The organism is Gemella sp. GH3 (assembly GCF_013415425.1).
Classification (GTDB): Bacteria; Bacillota; Bacilli; order Staphylococcales; family Gemellaceae; genus Gemelliphila.
The window spans coordinates 17,883-36,353 of the sequence record NZ_JACBYC010000113.1 but is presented as its reverse complement, the minus strand read 5'-3'; the positions used below and the strand labels follow the sequence as shown (position 1 = coordinate 36,353).

16 protein-coding genes are annotated in these 18,471 nt (G+C 25.5%); 14 read left to right on the top strand and 2 right to left on the bottom strand.

The window, feature by feature from the left end:
* The 14 genes from HZY83_RS04810 to HZY83_RS04745 all read left to right on the top strand — a co-directional run.
* The coding region (locus HZY83_RS04810; protein WP_218925341.1) for a hypothetical protein at positions 1–451 on the top strand (451 nt) is incomplete at its 5' end.
* 84 nt (positions 452–535) lie between these two features.
* Positions 536–1,840 (top strand): thymidine phosphorylase, encoded by a 1,305-nt coding sequence (locus HZY83_RS04805; RefSeq protein WP_179942941.1) that lies wholly within the window; start codon positions 536–538, stop codon positions 1,838–1,840.
* A 92-nt stretch (positions 1,841–1,932) separates the two neighbouring features.
* On the top strand, positions 1,933–2,946 hold the full coding sequence (locus HZY83_RS04800; protein ID WP_179942940.1) for an acyltransferase family protein: 1,014 nt from the start codon (positions 1,933–1,935) through the stop codon (positions 2,944–2,946).
* Between the two features lie 140 nt (positions 2,947–3,086).
* Positions 3,087–3,746 (top strand): deoxyribose-phosphate aldolase, encoded by a 660-nt coding sequence (gene deoC, locus HZY83_RS04795; RefSeq protein ID WP_179942939.1) that lies wholly within the window; start codon positions 3,087–3,089, stop codon positions 3,744–3,746.
* Between the two features lie 132 nt (positions 3,747–3,878).
* The gene (locus tag HZY83_RS04790; RefSeq protein WP_179942938.1) at positions 3,879–4,502 is read left to right on the top strand and encodes an MBL fold metallo-hydrolase; all 624 of its coding nucleotides are present in this window, start codon (positions 3,879–3,881) and stop codon (positions 4,500–4,502) included.
* A gap of 476 nt (positions 4,503–4,978) precedes the next feature.
* Positions 4,979–6,421: a PH domain-containing protein gene (locus HZY83_RS04785; protein ID WP_228098460.1), complete on the top strand. Its 1,443-nt coding sequence runs from the start codon at positions 4,979–4,981 to the stop codon at positions 6,419–6,421.
* A 242-nt stretch (positions 6,422–6,663) separates the two neighbouring features.
* Positions 6,664–6,921: a PH domain-containing protein gene (locus HZY83_RS04780; RefSeq protein WP_179942936.1), complete on the top strand. Its 258-nt coding sequence runs from the start codon at positions 6,664–6,666 to the stop codon at positions 6,919–6,921.
* Positions 6,922–6,961: 40 nt separating this feature from the next.
* On the top strand, positions 6,962–7,315 hold the full coding sequence (gene acpS, locus HZY83_RS04775) for a holo-ACP synthase (protein ID WP_179942935.1): 354 nt from the start codon (positions 6,962–6,964) through the stop codon (positions 7,313–7,315).
* Positions 7,316–7,318: 3 nt separating this feature from the next.
* The gene (gene alr / locus HZY83_RS04770; RefSeq protein WP_179942934.1) at positions 7,319–8,458 is read left to right on the top strand and encodes an alanine racemase; all 1,140 of its coding nucleotides are present in this window, start codon (positions 7,319–7,321) and stop codon (positions 8,456–8,458) included.
* Entirely contained in the window at positions 8,458–10,626 is a 2,169-nt protein-coding gene (locus HZY83_RS04765; RefSeq protein ID WP_179942933.1) for a Tex family protein, read from the top strand. Before alr ends, HZY83_RS04765 begins: the two co-directional genes overlap by 1 nt.
* Positions 10,627–10,763: 137 nt before the next feature.
* Positions 10,764–12,629 carry an acyltransferase family protein gene (locus HZY83_RS04760; RefSeq protein ID WP_179942932.1) on the top strand — a complete coding sequence of 622 codons (1,866 nt, stop codon included), beginning with the start codon at positions 10,764–10,766 and terminating at the stop codon, positions 12,627–12,629.
* A gap of 193 nt (positions 12,630–12,822) precedes the next feature.
* Positions 12,823–13,185: an Asp23/Gls24 family envelope stress response protein gene (locus tag HZY83_RS04755; protein WP_179942931.1), complete on the top strand. Its 363-nt coding sequence runs from the start codon at positions 12,823–12,825 to the stop codon at positions 13,183–13,185.
* An 11-nt stretch (positions 13,186–13,196) separates the two neighbouring features.
* Positions 13,197–14,843 (top strand): DAK2 domain-containing protein, encoded by a 1,647-nt coding sequence (locus HZY83_RS04750; RefSeq protein WP_179942930.1) that lies wholly within the window; start codon positions 13,197–13,199, stop codon positions 14,841–14,843.
* A 60-nt stretch (positions 14,844–14,903) separates the two neighbouring features.
* The gene (locus HZY83_RS04745) at positions 14,904–15,446 is read left to right on the top strand and encodes a CvpA family protein (RefSeq protein ID WP_179942929.1); all 543 of its coding nucleotides are present in this window, start codon (positions 14,904–14,906) and stop codon (positions 15,444–15,446) included.
* Between the two features lie 105 nt (positions 15,447–15,551).
* Here HZY83_RS04745 and HZY83_RS04740 read toward each other — a convergent pair whose 3' ends face one another.
* Entirely contained in the window at positions 15,552–17,009 is a 1,458-nt protein-coding gene (locus tag HZY83_RS04740) for a TrkH family potassium uptake protein (protein ID WP_179942928.1), read from the bottom strand.
* Positions 16,999–18,384: a Trk system potassium transporter TrkA gene (gene trkA / locus HZY83_RS04735; RefSeq protein WP_179942927.1), complete on the bottom strand. Its 1,386-nt coding sequence runs from the start codon at positions 18,382–18,384 to the stop codon at positions 16,999–17,001. Before trkA ends, HZY83_RS04740 begins: the two co-directional genes overlap by 11 nt.
* Positions 18,385–18,471: the final 87 nt, after the last annotated feature.

Here is an 18,471-nt window from a genome sequence, read left to right as displayed (position 1 = left end):
GAATATAAGTATGATATACATTACAATTATTTTAATCTTATTGAGTTTTGTATTTTTAACACATATATTTATGAATGCCAAATCTAATATTTTTGTTTGTAATTTCAAAGAAATATCTAGTGTTAGTATGTTAGACGGAAGATATATTTTGTTTCTTTTATTAATTTCAATGTTTTTAATTATTAGATTTAATATCTTTATTTTACCATTTATAGTAATATCTTCAATTTTAATATTATATAAATTAGATTTTGTTTTTTTATCATACGTACTTGTACTTTTAGGATATAGAGCTTATTACATAAGAGGTAGATTAGTTTATTCAAAAAAATCTTTAAATGAATTAATTCTAATATTAAAAACAGAAAAATATTTGGAAGTAAAAGAAATATCAAATAGTATTTATTTAGAAGATAAAAAATATAATTTAAAACGATTATATTGCCTATAAAACATTTTCAGAAAAATACTATCTTATATGATTTAAATGTGATATAATTTAGCTTATAATATTAAAAAATTTAAGGAGACAATTATGAGAGTTGTTGATTTGATTGATATTAAAAAGAAAGGTGGAGTATTATCTAATGAGGAATTAGATTTTTTATTAGATAATTATTTATCTGGTAAAGTTCCTGATTATCAAATGAGTGCTTTTTTGATGTCAGTTTACTTTAATGGAATGAGTGATGATGAACTATCATACTTCACTTTAAAGATGAGAGATTCAGGTGATACTATATTCTTTGATAATATGGAAAAGTATCTTGTTGATAAGCATTCAACAGGAGGAGTAGGAGATAAAGTTACGGTAGTGTTAGGTCCTTTGTTGGCGGCTGTAGGAATGGCAACAACTAAACTTTCGGGAAAAGGACTAGGTCATACAGGAGGAACTATAGATAAATTTGAATCTATAGATAATTTTAAATTTTCTAGCACAAAAGATGAGTTAGTTAATATAGCTAATAAAACGGGTGTAGGAATTATGGGCTATAGTGATAAGATAGTTCCATTGGATAAAAAATTGTATTCACTGCGTGATGTTACTGCTACTGTCGATAGCATACCACTTATAGCTAGTAGTATTATGAGTAAAAAATTAGCAGTTCAATCTGACTTAATAATACTTGATGTTAAAGTTGGAGATGGCGCTTTTATGAAAACAATAGAAGATGCCAGAGAGTTATCAAGAAGAATGGTTAATATAGGTAATTCTTTAGGAAGAAAAACTATAGCTGTATTGACGAATATGGAAGAGCCTTTAGGATTAAATATAGGAAATTCTAATGAAATTATTGAAGGAATAGAGGCATTATCAGGAAATTGGTCTAATGACTTAAAAGAAGTTGTTTATACTTTAGTTTATTTAGCACTAAAAAATAAAGGTGAAGTAAGTAATTTCTCAGAGGCAGAAAAAATTATTGATAAAGCTATATCTGATGGAGCTGCGTTGGATAACATGAGAAAATTTATAAAGATGAGTGGTGGTAATGAGAATATTGTAGATGATTATAAATTATTGCCTACTGCAGAAAATAAATTAAAAGTAGTTAGTAATTATTCAGGATACGTTAATAAAATAAAGGCAGAAAATATAGGAAAAGCAGCAATGGTTATAGGTGCAGGAAGAGCAACAAAAGATGACATCATTGACCATGCAGTAGGAATTACACTTTATAAAAAAGTGGGAGATTTTGTAAATAAAGGTGATATTTTAGCAGAAATTCAATATAATAGCTCTAAGAGCATAGAAATTAGTAAAAAAATGGTGTTAGATGCTTATATTTTAGTTGATAAAAAGGTAGATAATAAGAAAAATATTTTAGAAATAATTGAATAGTACATAAATATAGTATATACTCTAGAATATAAACTTAATAAATTAATTTTCTATATAAAAGAAATTCTTAGTTAAGTAGGAGGAAATACTAGATGAATAGACAAGCAAATCGTATAGATTGGATTGACTTAGGAAAAGGATTTTCAATATTTCTAGTTGTCTTAGGGCATGTAGTTTTAGGATTGTACGAGTCTAACAAATTTTTAGAGTATAATAATTTACTATGGGTATCTGTTCAAGTAATTTATATATTTCATATACCAGTATTTTTTGCATTGTCAGGATATTTTTTTAAACCATTAAATAGTTTTAAAGATTTTAAATACTATTTTTTCAATAAATCTATACAACTAGGACTACCTTATATATTTTATAATATAATTCAATATATATTGCAGAGTATAGGAGGTAATTCTGTACGTAACCCTTCAAGTTTTACTGACTTACTTAATATATACAAGTCTCCTTTAGGAGTATCTTGGTTTTTATATGTACTTTGGGGTATTTTCATATTTTTAGGTTTGTTATCAATTATAATAAAAGATAAAATAAAATTATTTATAGTAACCTTGATAATTCTGTTAATTGTTAATATATTTCCTAATGACTATATGATAATTCAAAGAGTAGGTTTATGGTCTTCTGTATTTATGTTAGGAAATATTTTAAAAGATTTTAAATTGAAAAATTTGAAATATTCTGCATTGCTATTATTTTTCACAATTTTATCATATTTAGGAATTTGGTATTATTTTGATTTTGATAATCGAATATCATATTATTTACCTAGAATTTGGGGGATTATATTTTTTATAATTGTTCCTTTTGCATTTATTGTTTTTTCTAATTTACCATATAATAAATTTTATAAATATTTTGTTAAATATGGAAGAGATAGTTTAGTTATTTATATTATTCATGCACCTATTGTTTCTGTAACTAGAATATTTCTATTGAAGATTGGAATAGATAATGTATTTATACATATTGTCTTAGGAATAATTATAGGCTGGTTTGGGAGTATCTTAATACTATATGTTATAAGAAGAATTTCTTGTATTAATTTTATTTTTTATCCAACTAATTACATAAGGATAGAGAAATAAATGTATTTTAGTATAAAATATAAAATTTAAATAATTAATTTAGTTGAATATTAACATATTGATTATTAGATGTTTATATTTTAATTTATCAAAAAGTATGTAATAAAAAATATTTTATAAAAAGTGAATAGGAGATAATAATGAGTATTAATAAATATATAGATCATACAGTTTTAAAGGCAACAACAACTAAAGAGGAAATTAAAAATCTTTGTGAAGAAGCGAAAAAATATAATTTCTTTAGTGTTTGCGTTAATGGAAGTAATGTTAAAGAATGTTCACAGTTATTGGCAGGAACAGAAGTTAAGGTGGCAGCAGTTATTGGTTTTCCATTAGGAGCTATGACTACTACTTCAAAAGTTTTTGAAGCCAAAGAAGCTATCGACAATGGAGCTAGTGAAATAGATATGGTTATTAATGTAGCACGTCTTAAAGATGGAGATTATAGCTATGTTGAAAATGAAATTCGTGCAATAAAAGAAGCCATAGGAGATAATGTCTTAAAGGTAATTATTGAAACTTGTTACTTAACTGATTCTGAAAAAGTAAAAGCTTGTGAATTATCATTAAATGCAAAAGCTGATTTTGTAAAAACATCTACAGGATTTGGTAGTGGTGGAGCTACATTTGAAGATGTAAAATTAATGAAAGATGTTGTAGGAAACAACGCTAAAGTAAAAGCTAGTGGAGGCGTTAGAGATAAAGAAACAGCCGAGAAATATATTGAATTAGGTGCTGAAAGATTAGGTACAAGTTCAGGCATAGCTATTATAGAAGGAACAGAAGGTTCAGGTTATTAATATTTAATAATTTGTAAATAAATTTAAAAAAAAGATATAGTTATTCATTTATTGACTATATCTTTTTTTTATACCCTTACATTTCTTTTTTTTATAAAAAGTAGTATAATAAATGGTATAAGGAGGAACTTTATGACAGAAATAAAAGTAGAACGAATAGTTACAGATATGATTGATGAAAATTGTTACATAATTTATAAAGGAAGCAAAGGACTTATTGTTGATCCTGGAGCTGGTTTTAAAAAAATTAATAAAGTAATTAATAAACTGCAAATAACAGTAGAGGCAATAATTTTAACACACGCACATTTTGATCATATTGCAAGCTTAGATGAATGTAGAATGACATATAATGCTCCAGTATATATTTCTCCCAAAGAAAACGATTGGCTAGAATCAGGGGAATTGAATTTATCTTATGCATATGGTTTAAGGGAAGCTATTGTTACAAGTAGAGCAGAATATGAATTTGAAGAATATAAAGATTATACTCTAGCTGGAATGACTTTTACGGTATTACCAACTCCGGGGCATTCACCAGGAGGTTTATCATTTGATTTTGGAGAATTTATAGTTGTTGGAGATGCATTATTTAATGGTGGATATGGAAGATATGATTTACCAGGTTCAAATTATGATGAACTAAAACATTCTCTGCACAATGTGTTATTCAAACTAGATGGTAATAAAGTTGTTTATTCTGGTCATGGCTATCCTACAACCATACAAAAAGAGCGTAGTCTAAATTTAATATAGAATTATGAAATATTATAGAAATATTAGTTTTAAATATTATTTATTAAAAAAATTATTATATTTAGTTGTATTAATTCCTATAAGTATTATTTTATTAAATATATTTTACAATAAACTTTTGATTTGCTTAATAATTGCTTTATATTTTTTCTTTATATTTAAACTTATTATAGATAGCATTTTCTATAATAAAATAAATAGCTACTACTATACTATATTTGATATTAACAATATATCAGTACATAAAACTAGATACTTGATATTTTTTACTAGAGATATTTTACCACTTAGAAGTGTATCATCTTATTTAATAGAACAAGGAATGTTGATGAAAAAATTTAATTTTTCAAAAATAATTATTTTCACAGGTAAAAATAGCTCTTATTTTTACGTATCTGACAAAGATATATCTTATATTGAAAAAAAATTAAAGAAAATAATTGTGAAATATATAAATAATTGTGAGGTTAGTAATTATGATAACTAAAGGAAGAAAAAGACTTCATTTATTTTTTGTAATAGAAGAGCTAATAAAAAATTATAGACATTTTCTTTTTATTATCTTCATAATTATTTCTAAATTTTCTACACTTAAATTACTGATTATTATAGTATATATTGTATGTGTTTTAGGCATTACCATATCAAAGTATTTAAATATTTATTATGAAATACGAGATAATACTTTGATTTATAATTCAGGAATTTCTGTAAAAGGGATAAAATATATAAAGTTGGAAAATATACAAAATATTGATACTACAGAAAATATATTTTATAAAATTTTTGGAATAATATCTTTAGATATTAATGGAATAGAAGAAACTATTACTATAGGACCTATAACTACTGAAGAAGCTAATATAATTATAAATTTAGTAAATGGAGAAAATAAGAAAAATTCAACAGATAATATTAAATTTAAATTGAAAACTAAAGACTTGTTATTTTTAAGTTTGTTAAAGAATAAAATTTTTGTAACGTATGCAATTATTTATTCTTTTCTTAACAATATAGTAGATTTTTTTTATAACATATTTGGAGTAAAATTAAATTTAGGTTATGAGTGCTACCTAAACCTTAAAAATATTAATATTAGCTTATTTATCATAATAACATTAATTATTATAATAATTTTATATGCGATTTCTCTTATTGGAACTTTTATATCTTTTAAAGGATTTGAATTAAACAAATATGATGATAATTTAGTGTGCAGTTATGGCTTTATAAATAAAAGAACTATTATAATACCTAAAGATAAGATAGAAAAAGTAGAATTAAAACAAAGTCTATTATTCAGAATATTTGGTCTAGCAAGTTTAAATGTTACTTTAACAACAGAAGGTATATTCGAAAATACTGATAATGTGGGAAGTAATGTTGTTATTATTCCCATAGCTAAAAAGATGTTTATTAATGACTTTATTAGTAATATTTTACAATTAAGTGTAAGCAATAATATGTATATTTTGGAAGATTGTGTTAAAAAATTATTAAAAAGAAGATACTTTATATTAAACATATTTTTAGCTACATTAGTTTATATTGGTATTTACTTTTTTAATTATAAATTATTTGTTATTGAAACAAAAAATATTTATATTATTTTTACGTTATTGATTTTATTTATCGGTATATACAGTGTATCTCACTATAATATTTTTGTTAATAATACATCTTATGTATTAGGTAAAGATTTAATTAAAATTTGTAAAGTAAAAAAATTTAGCAAGATAGAAGAATATATACGTTTTGACAAAATAAGCAAGTATTCTATACATACTAATTTGTTTTTAGAAAGAAATAATATAGAACATATTTCTATATCTACTTTAGGTAGTTTTAATCAGTCAAAGATAAGGTATGTCAGTATAGAAAAGATAAAGAATATTAGTAATAATATTTTAACTCATTAAGAGGTTTAATAATGGAAAATACTACTTATAAAAAATTAGATAATAAGAGTTTGAAGGTTATGTTTATAAGCTACTCTATTTATATATTTATAATTTATACGTTTTTGTTTATCATATCTATTATTTTCGAGCATAAAATTAGTGATATTATTTATAAATATGTAATTATAGTATTATTACTTTCATTTATACTCACAGAATTATTAACAATATTTTGCATAACTTTACATTATAGGAAATATATGTTTAAAATAACTGAATATGGTATAACTATTAAAAGTGGAATTTTTGGAGATATTAAAGAGTTTATTCCCTATAATACTATAAAAAGCATTGAGATAAATAATGGTCCTATTATGAGAAAATATAATTTTTCTAATATAGAATTAAATAAAATAAATTATAGTTCTACTTTAAAGTATATTAATTCAGATATAGTAAATGATATAAAGAATAAAATAGTTTATAATAAAGATAAGTATATGAATAATATGATTTGAAATATTTATATATTTAGTAAAGTATATAAAGGTGTTTTTTATGATTTATGGAATAGGTTGCGATATAGAGGATATAAGTAGATTTTTTGAATATATAGACAATGAAAGATATCTACAAAAAATATATACAGATAATGAAATAAAGCAATTACATAGTATAAATAATGAAAGGAGGAAAGCAGAATTTTTAGCATCAAGATATGCAGTTAAGGAGGCTATGTCAAAAGCTTTAGGTGTTGGAATATCTAAATATTTTTCATTTAAAGATATAGAAGTTTTGAAAGATAATCTAGGTAAACCAACAATTACTTATAAAGATTTTATTATTAATGTTACAATTAGTCATACTAAAACAACAACAGTAGCTTTTGTCGTTTTGGAAAAGGAGAAGTAATTTATGATTCAAGATAGACCAACATATTTAAAAGTAAATTTAGATAATATTTTATTTAACTATAATAGTATAAAAAATAATATTAACAATAAAGAAATAATGGCAATATTGAAAGCAGATGCCTACGGTTTAGGTGCTAAAGTTGTAGGGAAATATTTGTATGAAAATGGTGTGAAAACATATGGTGTAGCGACACTAGAAGAAGCTTTAGAGTTGAAAACTGTAGTAGAAGATAGTCTGATATTAGTTCTTGGAGTTATTAATCCTAAGAATATAAATATAGCTATAGAGAATAATATTTCTCTTTGCTGCCCGTCTGTGAAATGGCTAGAGAATGCTATTAGCAATACAAAAGATAATAAATCTAAATTAAAATTACATCTAAAAATAGATAGTGGAATGTCAAGAATAGGAATTACTAGTGAAGAAGAAGCTAGAAAAATAAATGATATGGTAATTTCAGAAAATATAGCATTGGAAGGAATTTTTACACATTATGCTAATGCTGACGATAGTGATAATTCTTATGATTACCGTCAAAGAGAAATATTTGATAGTATAGTATCTCAAATAAAGTTAAAACCAAAGTATATACACCAAGAAAATTCAGCAGCTTCAATTAAGTATGCTCAAGATGAATCTAAGTTGAATTTGGTGCGCATAGGAATAGCTCTTTATGGTTCTTATCCTAGTGCAGATATCCAAGAAGAAACAGATATTCCTTTAAAAAATGTCTCATCATTAATTAGTGAAGTGGTACATATTAAAGAAATTCCTGAACATTCAAAAGTAGGATATGGATGTAGTTATGAAACTGAAAATAAAGAGTTTATAGCGACAATACCTATTGGATATCGTGATGGGATACTGCGTTTTTCTCAAGGGTGGAATGTTATTGTAAATGGAAAGAAATGTGAAATTGTAGGTAGAGTTTGTATGGATCAGTTGATGATTAGATGTGACAAAGATGTACGCTTAGGAGACAAAGTTATTTTCTATGGTCACTATAACGATTATTATTTGCCAGTAGAAGAATATGCAAATTATTTAAAAACTATTCCTTATGAAATTTACTGTTTAATAGGTAGTAGAGTTTTGAGAAAATATTATATAAATAATAAAGAGTTGGAGAAGATAGAATAATGTATAAAAAAATAACAGAAAGTTTATCTGCATCTTTAAAGATTAAAGAAATATATATAAGTAATGTTTTGAAATTATTAGAAGAAGGAAATACTATTGCGTTTATAGCACGTTATAGAAAAGAAATGACTAATTCGTTAGATGAAGTGTCTATAAAAAAAATTCAAGATGAGTACAATTACTTAAAATCTTTGGAAGATAGAAAACAGGAAGTTATTAGATTAATAGAAGAAAAAGGATTGCTAACAAAAGAGTTAAAACAAGAAATTTTACAACAAGAAAAATTGCAAAGAGTAGAAGATTTATACAGACCTTTTAGGGATAAAAAAAGAACAAAAGCTACGATAGCAAAAGAAAAAGGAGTAGAAGAGTTAGCGAATTACATTTTATTATTACCGAAAAATATTGAAGAATTGAATTCTGAAGCGCAAAAATATATAAATGAGGATAAAGATGTGTTGACCGAGAATGATGCAATTAATTATGCACTAGATATAATTGCAGAAACAATCTCTGATAATGCAAAATATCGTAAATACATTTTAGATAATACAAAGAAATTTGGACAGATTAGTACGAAAGCTAAGAAAAATGTAGAAGAAAAAGATGTAAACAAAACATACATTAACTATTATAATTATAGTGAGCCTATTGCTAATATTGTTTCGCATAGGATATTAGCAATAAATAGAGCAGAAAAAGAAGATGTTTTGAGAGTTCATATAGAGAATGATAAAGATAGATTATGTAATTTTATATTGAATTCACTTATAAAAAATAAAGATACAGAAATAAAAGATATTTTATTATCATGTGTAGAAGATAGCTTTAAAAGACTAATATTTCCTTCTGTTGAAAGAGAAATACGTTCGGATTTAACTGTAAAAGCTGAGGAAGAATCAGTATCAGTGTTTTCGGCTAACTTGAAACAGTTGTTACTTCAATCTCCTCTAAAGGATAAGACGGTTTTAGGAGTAGATCCAGCATTTAGAACAGGCTGTAAATTAGCGGTAGTAGATGTTTATGGTAATTTTTTAGCTAAGGAGGTAATTTATCCTCACAAACCTGCTAACAAAGATAAGATAAATCAAGCAAGTAGCAAAATAATTGACATAATTCAAAAATATAATGTTAATTTAATAGCTATCGGCAATGGAACAGCTTCTAGAGAAACAGAGAAATTTATATATGAGACTTTGGCTAACAATAATTTAAAAGTGGAGTTTTGTATTGTAAATGAAGCAGGTGCTAGTGTATATTCTGCTAGCGAAATAGCTAGAGAGGAATTTCCCGACTTTAATGTTGAAGAAAGAAGTGCTGTTTCTATAGCTCGTCGTATTCAAGATCCGTTGAGTGAATTAGTAAAGATTGATCCTAAATCAATAGGAGTAGGACAATATCAACATGATATAACTCAAAAATATTTAGAACAAGAATTACAATTTGTAGTTGAAACAGCTGTAAACAATGTTGGTGTAGACGTAAATACAGCGTCGGAATCATTATTGTCATATGTATCAGGTATTAATAAACAAATTGCTAAAAATATAGTAAGTTATAGAAAAGAAAATGGTAAGATAATGACAATAAAAGAAATAGAAAATGTTCCAAGATTAGGTAAAAAGACTTTTGAACAATGTGTTGGATTTTTACGTATAAATGGTGGAGATAATATTTTTGATTCTACAGGAATTCATCCAGAAAGTTACCTTATTACAGAAAAATTAATGAACAGGTTTGATATTCCAAAAGAATATATAGGAACAGAGATACTGATTGATAAATTTAATAATATAGACGTAAAAAAATTATCTATCGAACTTGATTGTGGATATGAAACATTAAAAGATATAATTAAAGATCTGAAACAACCTATGCGAGATATTAGAGATAATTTTGATAAACCTATATTAAAATCAGATATATTAACTATTGATGATTTAAATATAGGAGATAAGCTAAGTGGAACAGTAAGAAATATTACTCAATTCGGAGCATTTATAGACATAGGTTTGAAGCAAGATGCAATGGTACATATTTCAAAGATAAGCAAGAAATTTATAAAAAATCCTTTAGAAGTTCTAAAAGTAGGAGAAATTGTAGATGTTTATGTTTTAGAAATTGATAAAGATAGAGGTCGTGTATCACTGACTATGCTGAAAAATTAATTTTTATTAAAGGTTTAGTAACAGCTAAACCTTTAATTATTTTTTAATAATTTAGTTTTAAATAAATATTTTCAACAGAAAATTTTTATATTTTTTGGTATAATACATAATGTAGTTTTTATTTGAGGAGGTTATTTATGAAAATGAAAAATTCATATCTTCCTAGTATAGATAGTTTACGTGCTATAGCGGTAATTTCCGTAATTATTTATCATTGTAGTGCTTCCTATTTACCAGGGGGGTTTTTAGGAGTTGATTTATTTTTCGTTTTATCTGGATATTTAATAAGTTCGCTTTTAATAAAAGAATTTAAAGATAATGAAAGAGTAAATCTAGCTAATTTTTATTTAAGAAGAGCTAGAAGATTATTACCAGCTGTATATTTAATGATAACAGTTATTTTAATTATACTAGTTTTATTTAATAAAGTACTATTAAGTAAAAGTCATCTTGATGCTGTATTTGGATATATTTATGTAAGCAATTGGTGGTATATTTTTCATGAAGTGGATTATTTTGATAGTTTTGGAGCAGTTAGTCCGTTTAAACATTTATGGTCGTTAGCTATAGAAGAACAATTTTATATGTTTTTCCCTTTGCTTTTTATATTATTTAATTTAAGAAATAAAGATAGAAAAATTTTAAATACTTTCAAATATGTTGTCTTATTGTTGATTGTTATTTCGTTAGTTTTACATATATTTTTATTTGATATAAATAATATTAATCGTGTTTATTATGGTACTGATACGAGAGCTTTCTCTTTATTAGTGGGTGTATTAGGATCTTTAATTTATCCTATGTCAAATTTAAAAAGAAAAGTTTCTCCGAAAATTAATATGATGTATTCTATGATAGGAAGAATTGCTATAGTATTATTTATTGTTTCAATGTTCATAATTAATGAATATAGCTCGTTTCTTTATCGTGGTGGATTTTTATTATTTTCTATACTTTTTTTAACAATAATAATAACGGTTGGTCAACAACATACACATATTTCTAGGATTTTATCATTTAAACCACTTGTTTATATTGGAAAATTTTCATATAGCTTGTATTTATGGCATTTTCCTATTTTGATATTAACAACGCCTGTATCAGAAATAGGAAATCCTAATCTTTTATTAAATTTACTTCGTGTTATATTAGTATTTGTTATAGCTTATTTAAGTTACAAATTTGTAGAAATGCCTATAAGATATCAAGGATTTTTACACTATATTAGAAATATCTATAATTCTTTAAAATCTTATAATTCTAATAAGAAAAAGCAAGTAGCTTTTTTAGGAGTTTCATTGACAATATTATTTATTATGGGACTTTTTGGTAAGAGTGTTCCAGGTTTGTCAACAGCCTTTATTGATATTGATAAAAAAGAAAATGTAACAGAATTTAAATCTGATAATTCTAATATTAAAGTTGATAGTAATACTGAATATAAAGAAGAAAATAAGGTTTATAATAAAATAATTGTTATTGGTGATTCTTTGGCTGTAGATATAGGAAATAAAATTTCAGGAGAATATCCTGGAGCAGTTGTTGATGGTAAAGTTAGTAGACAGGTTTATAATTCTTATACTGTAGTTCAACAATATGAAAATTTAAATAATTCGGAAACAGCAGTAATATTTTTATTAGGTACAAATGGTCTTTTCACAGAAGAACAGTTAGATAAATTAATTAAATCTTTTGATAAAAGTGATATTTATTTTGTTAATGTTAAAGTTCCTAGAAGTTGGGAAAAATCAGTAAACGAAGTATTGAAAAACAGTAAAGATAAATATAATAATTTGAGTATTGTAGATTGGTACACATTATCAAAAGATCACCCAGAATATTTTTCTGCTGATAAAGTGCATTTAACTGATGCTGGCTCAACAGCGTTAGTTGAATTAATAAATAATAATTTAAAATATAAAGTAGAAACTTCAGAAATGTTGGAACTTAAGAAAACAGAAGAGCAGAATACAAATAATAAAAACAATAACAACGGTAATTAGTTAAAAATTTTAATTAAATTGTTAATAGAATATTTATATACGCATTATAGAAAATGAATTTTATTTCATTTTCTATTTTTATTGTATTTTTGGTAGTGAATATTTGTTGCTATATGGTTAATAGATTGATTTTTTTTTTATATAATGGTATAATTATTTCTATGCCAATTTAACTGTTTATAGGAGGTATAATATGGCTCTTGAAATAAAAAATAATTATGGAACAATTTTAATTACAGATGATGTCATTGCTTCAGTTGCAGGGGGTGCAGCTGTCAGTTGCTATGGTATAGTAGGAATGGCAAGTAAAAATCAAGTAAAAGACGGAATAACAGATATTTTGAAAAAAGAAAATTATTCAAAAGGAATAATAGTAAATAGAAAAGATAATAATGTAATTATTGATTTGCATATTATAGTTATGTATGGAACAAAGATTTCTGCGATAGCTAGTAACGTACAATCTACAGTAAAATATCAAATAGAGAAAACTTTGGGAATGGAAGTTGATGGAATTAATATTCATATTCAAGGTATAAAAGTAGTTAATAATTAGGAGGATTAGTGGTGAATAAAATTGATGGTTTAATTTTTGCTCAAATGATAGATTTAGGAGCGAGAAATTTAGCAAAAAATGCCGAAAAAATTAATTCATTAAACGTATTTCCAGTTCCAGATGGAGATACTGGTACAAATATGAATTTATCTATGTCATCAGGTGCGGCTGAAACAAGAGCAAATAAAGTATCACATATAGGTCAATTAGGAAAATCTTTTTCTAAGGGATTGCTTATGGGAGCTAGAGGGAATTCTGGTGTAATTTTATCTCAATTATTTAGAGGAATGTCACAGTACATAGAATCTAAAGAAACTATTACTGCTCTAGAGTTTGCTGAAGCTATTGATAATGGTGTGAAAATAGCATACAAAGCGGTTATGAAGCCTGTAGAAGGTACAATTCTTACGGTTGCTAGAGAATCTGCAGAAGCAGGCTTAGAGGTTAGTAAAAATTCTTCATCAGTTATGGAAGTTATGGAAGCTATCTTGAATGCAGCCAAAATATCACTAAAGAATACACCAGAATTATTACCTATTTTGAAAGAAGTAGGAGTTGTAGATTCTGGAGGTCAAGGATTAGTTTGTGTTTATCAAGGATTTTTAGCTGCTTTAAAAGGAGAAGAGATAGAAGGTCTTACTGAAGTAGAAACTGATATTGTTAATATGAATTTTGAAGACGACCATAGCAGTATGGATTTTATGTCTCCAGAGGATATAGTTTACGGATTCTGTACGGAATTTACAGTTAGATTAGATAAAAATAAAAAAGAATTTAATGAAGAAAAATTTAGAGAAGATTTAAGTAAATTTGGAGATTCATTATTAGTTATAGCTGATAGTGAATATGCGAAAACTCATGTTCACACTGAAACACCAGGAGATGTGTTTAATTACGGTCAACAGTATGGAGAACTTATTAAAATTAAATCAGAAAATATGAGAGAGCAACACAGAGAAGTTCTACGTAAAGAGGCTGAAAAGGAAACTAATAAAGAAAAAACAGAATATGGAATAATTGCTGTATCTATGGGAGAAGGTTTGAGTAAACTGTTTAAATCTTTAGGTGTTGGTGTAGTTGTTGAGGGTGGTCAAACAATGAATCCATCAACAGAAGATATGATGAAAGCTATAACTAAAGTGAATGCTAAAAATATTTACATACTTCCTAATAATAAAAATATTCAATTAGCTGCTAAACAAGCAGCAGATTTAGCTGAAGAAAATGTTTTTGTTATAGAAAGTAAAACAGCGCCACAAGGAATTGCATCATTGATGGTATTTAATGAAGATGCATCTCCTAAAGAAAACTTTGATAATATGCAAAGTACACTTAGTACAGTGAAAACTTTGGAAATAACTTATGCTGTTCGTGATACAAATATACAAGGTGTTGAAATTAAAGAATCACAATATATGGGTATTCTAGATGGAAAAATAATTTGTGCTAATGAAGATATAAAAGAATCTATATCACAATTATTGGAAAAATCTATAGATGAAGATTCAGAAATTGTAACGTTATATTTAGGAAGTGAAAGTGATGAAGAAACTACAGAATATATTGAAAATATAGTTGAACAAAATTACAGCGATTTAGAGCTAGAAATTGTAGAATCACATCAACCAGTTTATCCTTATATAATAGGAATTGAATAGTTATCAAAAGTGTTGATAGTAGAAAATTACTTTCAACACTTTTTGTGAAAGGATTTAAATATGATAATAGATATTATAATAGTTACTTTGTTATTATTAGGTATTAGTAGCGGTTATAAAAAAGGACTTGTAAGACAGTTGTTTAATATAATTTCTGTTTTAGTAGGGTATTTAATATCATTTTTATTAAGTAGTAGATTAGCATTATTATTAGCTCAGTTTATACCTAGTAATGATGTTTCTAATCAATTCAGCTCTACATTATCAGGATTAAATATTTCAGAAGGATATTATAAAGTTATATCATTTTTCTTAATATTCTTTTTAGTTCAATTTGTTGTTAGATCAATAGGAAATACTATTGGATTAGTAACTAAATTACCAGTTATAAAATCTGCTAATAAATTACTAGGCGGTATATTTGGATTTTTAGAAGTATATTTAGTTTTATTTGTATGTATTTACTGTGTTTACGTACTTCCTATAAGTCCTGATTTACATAATATTATGGTATTAGAAGCAACTATTCCTAATTTTATATTTGAACAAACACCTGTTTTATCTAAAATTTTATTAGAAGAATTTTTTAATTATATAAAATAAAAGTATGTAAAGCTTTAAACTTTACATACTTTTTATTTATTTGAATTTACTGAATAAAATAGGTCATATAATATTTTAGATAATTATACTTTAGGGTATTAATTATTATTTTATGCTATTTCTTCTACGCCAAGTACTTGTTGATAATAATACTATAAATGGTATAATTTCTAAACGTCCCAGTAACATAGATATAGATAATATAAATTTAGAAAAATATGGTACATTAGAATAGTTTTCTAAAGGTCCGAATTTGTTAAAACCAGGTCCTACATTATTTAATGTACTTAGCACAGCGGTAAATATTTCTTCAAAATCGTGGATTTGAATTGATAATATAACACTAAATATAGCAAAAACTATTAAATATAGTAATATATAGTTAGAAATTTTTTCAGGATTTTCTATCGTTTTATTTTCTATTTTTAGTTTTATTATTTTATTAGGTGTCATACATTTTTTTATATAGTTTATAGTATTTTTTATTACAAATATTATACGAGGTATTTTCAAACCACCTGCCGTTCCACCAGCACAACCACCACATATCATTAAAAATAAAATTAGTATTTGAGAGAACATAGTCCAATTACTAAAGTTTAAATATGTGAACCCTGTAGTGGATATAATAGAACTTACTGTGAATAACACATCGAGTAAATTTTCAGTAGGAACAGTTGCGCTATAATATATGTTAGTAAATATTGCTAACGTACATAGTGCTATTATTCCTAAAAACCACATTAACTCTTCACTTTTAAAAAGTTTAAGACAGCGTTTGGCTAATACTAAATATACTAAATTTAGATTTAGTGAAAAAATAATCATAAATATAGTTACTATAAAAGTAACATAATTATTATTATAATAGGAAATTCCTGTGTTTTTTGTTGCAAATCCCCCAGTACCAGCTGTCGAAAAAGTAATATTAATACTTTCAAAAAATCCTATTTCAGAAAACAGTAATAATACAAGCATTATTAAAGCTAAAGATATATATAGCCCGTATAGTATTACAGCTGTTTTTCTCGTAGATGAAACTACTTTTCCAAAAATAGGACCAGGAATTTCTGCTTTCATAATGTGAATATTATGGGGAGAACGGGGTAAAATTGCTAAGGCAAAAACTATAACCCCCATACCACCTATAAAATGAGTGAAGCTTCTCCATAATAAAATACTTTTAGGCATAATTTCTATATCAGTAAGAATAGATGAGCCAGTTGTTGTTAGACCACTGATAGTTTCAAATAGTGCATCTATAAAATTAGGAATAGATCCAGATAAAAAGAACGGAATAGATCCCAAAATAGAGTAGATTATCCATGTTATAGAAACTATTACAAATCCTTCTTTTGTATAGAAATTTTTGTCTCTTTTTTTGTTACAAGTTACGTATAAAATAGAATATAGCAATAATGAAATAATTATTGTGAATATGTAAGAAAATATTATTTTATTATCTTCTTTATATATTAAAGAACATATCAATGGAACTAGTAAAAAAAAGCTTAATAATTTTAGCATTTTACCTATTACAAAAAATATCATTTTATAATTCATAATATACCTCTGTATTTAGAATATCGTCTAATTCTTTAATATTTTGTTGATAGTTAATTATAATAACATTATCATCTTTTCTAATATCATCATCACCGCTCGGGAAAATAAGATTATTGTTTCTAATAATAAATCCTATTAAAATATTTTCATTTATTTTCAAGTCTTTTAGTGGAGTATTTGTTAGTTTTGTTTCTTTAAGAACTTTAAATTCCATTAATTCAACTTTATTATTAGCTATACGATAAATATTTTCTATACTGGGTTCAGAACTACATTGTAAAGATTTACTATGTTTTGCTATGATATCTCCAACTATTCTTTTTGGTGTTATAAATGAATAGAGTCCTATATCCTCTGCAATTTGTGTTAATGAATTTCTATTTATTTTGGCGATAGACTTTTTCACACCTAATTTATTTGCATATAGACTAATAATTATATTTTCTTCGTCAAGGCCTGTAAGAGCTATACAACTATCAAAAGTTTGTATACCTTCTTCAATAAGAACATCGCGGTCACTACCATCAGCTAGTATTACATCAATATCAGGGAATGTATCGCTAATTTTATCAGCTTTTTTAGGGTCAATTTCTATGTTTTTAATGTAAATGTTATTCATTTTCAATAATTCGATTAAGTAGTACGATAATTTTCCAGATCCTATTATAAGTGTTGATCTTATTTTTTTATCTACATTTTCTTTTTCACCAAGAAGTTTATAGAATTTTTTTAAGTTTACGTCATCAGCAGTTATATGTACTTTATCTCCAACTTTAAATGTATAATCTCCACGCGGTACTATTACTTCTTCTTTTCTTTCTACTAAGCAGACAACAGCAGGAAAATTTATAATATTTTTACTTTCTATAAGAGACTTATCTTTTAAAATACTATTTTCTCTTATTGTAACTTCAATCATTTTTACTTTGTTCTGACCAAAGGTTTCTATTTTATTCGCTGAAGGGTACTTGAGCATGAAATTTATTTGTTTAGCAGCTTCAAATTCAGGATTAAGCATTAAATCAATACCTAAATGATGTTTCAGAAATTCTTTTGTCTGTGTATATTCAGGATTTCTAACACGAGCTATAGTGTACTTAGCTCCCATTTGCTTAGCAGTTATACATGACAGAATATTTATTTCATCGCTGGCAGTAACAGCTATAAACAAATCTGCTTTAGCAGCATCAGCTTCATCAAGAACATTATAATTTGCGCCACTACCTACAATACCTTGAATGTCATATAACTCTATTATTTTTTGTGCTAATTTTTCATTTATTTCAATAAGAGTTACTTCATCGAAAGTTTGAGAAAGTTCTTCGCAGAGTAAATCTCCTACTTTTCCTCCACCGACAATAATAGCTTTCATAACTATGTTCTCCTTAATTCATATTTACAAAATTTAAGATAATTATATACCTTTATTATGTAGTAGTCAAATTAAAATAACAATATT

Excerpts from the sequence above, each read along its gene's own strand:
- HZY83_RS04755 (WP_179942931.1), top strand. The coding sequence starts at position 12,823 with ATGGCTCTTGAAATAAAAAATAATTATGGAACAATTTTAATTACAGAT.
- HZY83_RS04740 (WP_179942928.1), bottom strand. The coding sequence starts at position 17,009 with ATGAATTATAAAATGATATTTTTTGTAATAGGTAAAATGCTAAAATTA.
- HZY83_RS04780 (WP_179942936.1), top strand. The coding sequence starts at position 6,664 with ATGTTTAAAATAACTGAATATGGTATAACTATTAAAAGTGGAATTTTT.
- trkA (WP_179942927.1), bottom strand. The coding sequence starts at position 18,384 with ATGAAAGCTATTATTGTCGGTGGAGGAAAAGTAGGAGATTTACTCTGC.
- HZY83_RS04785 (WP_228098460.1), top strand. The coding sequence starts at position 4,979 with ATGATAACTAAAGGAAGAAAAAGACTTCATTTATTTTTTGTAATAGAA.
- HZY83_RS04800 (WP_179942940.1), top strand. The coding sequence starts at position 1,933 with ATGAATAGACAAGCAAATCGTATAGATTGGATTGACTTAGGAAAAGGA.
- alr (WP_179942934.1), top strand. The coding sequence starts at position 7,319 with ATGATTCAAGATAGACCAACATATTTAAAAGTAAATTTAGATAATATT.
- HZY83_RS04765 (WP_179942933.1), top strand. The coding sequence starts at position 8,458 with ATGTATAAAAAAATAACAGAAAGTTTATCTGCATCTTTAAAGATTAAA.
- deoC (WP_179942939.1), top strand. The coding sequence starts at position 3,087 with ATGAGTATTAATAAATATATAGATCATACAGTTTTAAAGGCAACAACA.
- HZY83_RS04805 (WP_179942941.1), top strand. The coding sequence starts at position 536 with ATGAGAGTTGTTGATTTGATTGATATTAAAAAGAAAGGTGGAGTATTA.
- HZY83_RS04790 (WP_179942938.1), top strand. The coding sequence starts at position 3,879 with ATGACAGAAATAAAAGTAGAACGAATAGTTACAGATATGATTGATGAA.
- acpS (WP_179942935.1), top strand. The coding sequence starts at position 6,962 with ATGATTTATGGAATAGGTTGCGATATAGAGGATATAAGTAGATTTTTT.
- HZY83_RS04760 (WP_179942932.1), top strand. The coding sequence starts at position 10,764 with ATGAAAATGAAAAATTCATATCTTCCTAGTATAGATAGTTTACGTGCT.
- HZY83_RS04745 (WP_179942929.1), top strand. The coding sequence starts at position 14,904 with ATGATAATAGATATTATAATAGTTACTTTGTTATTATTAGGTATTAGT.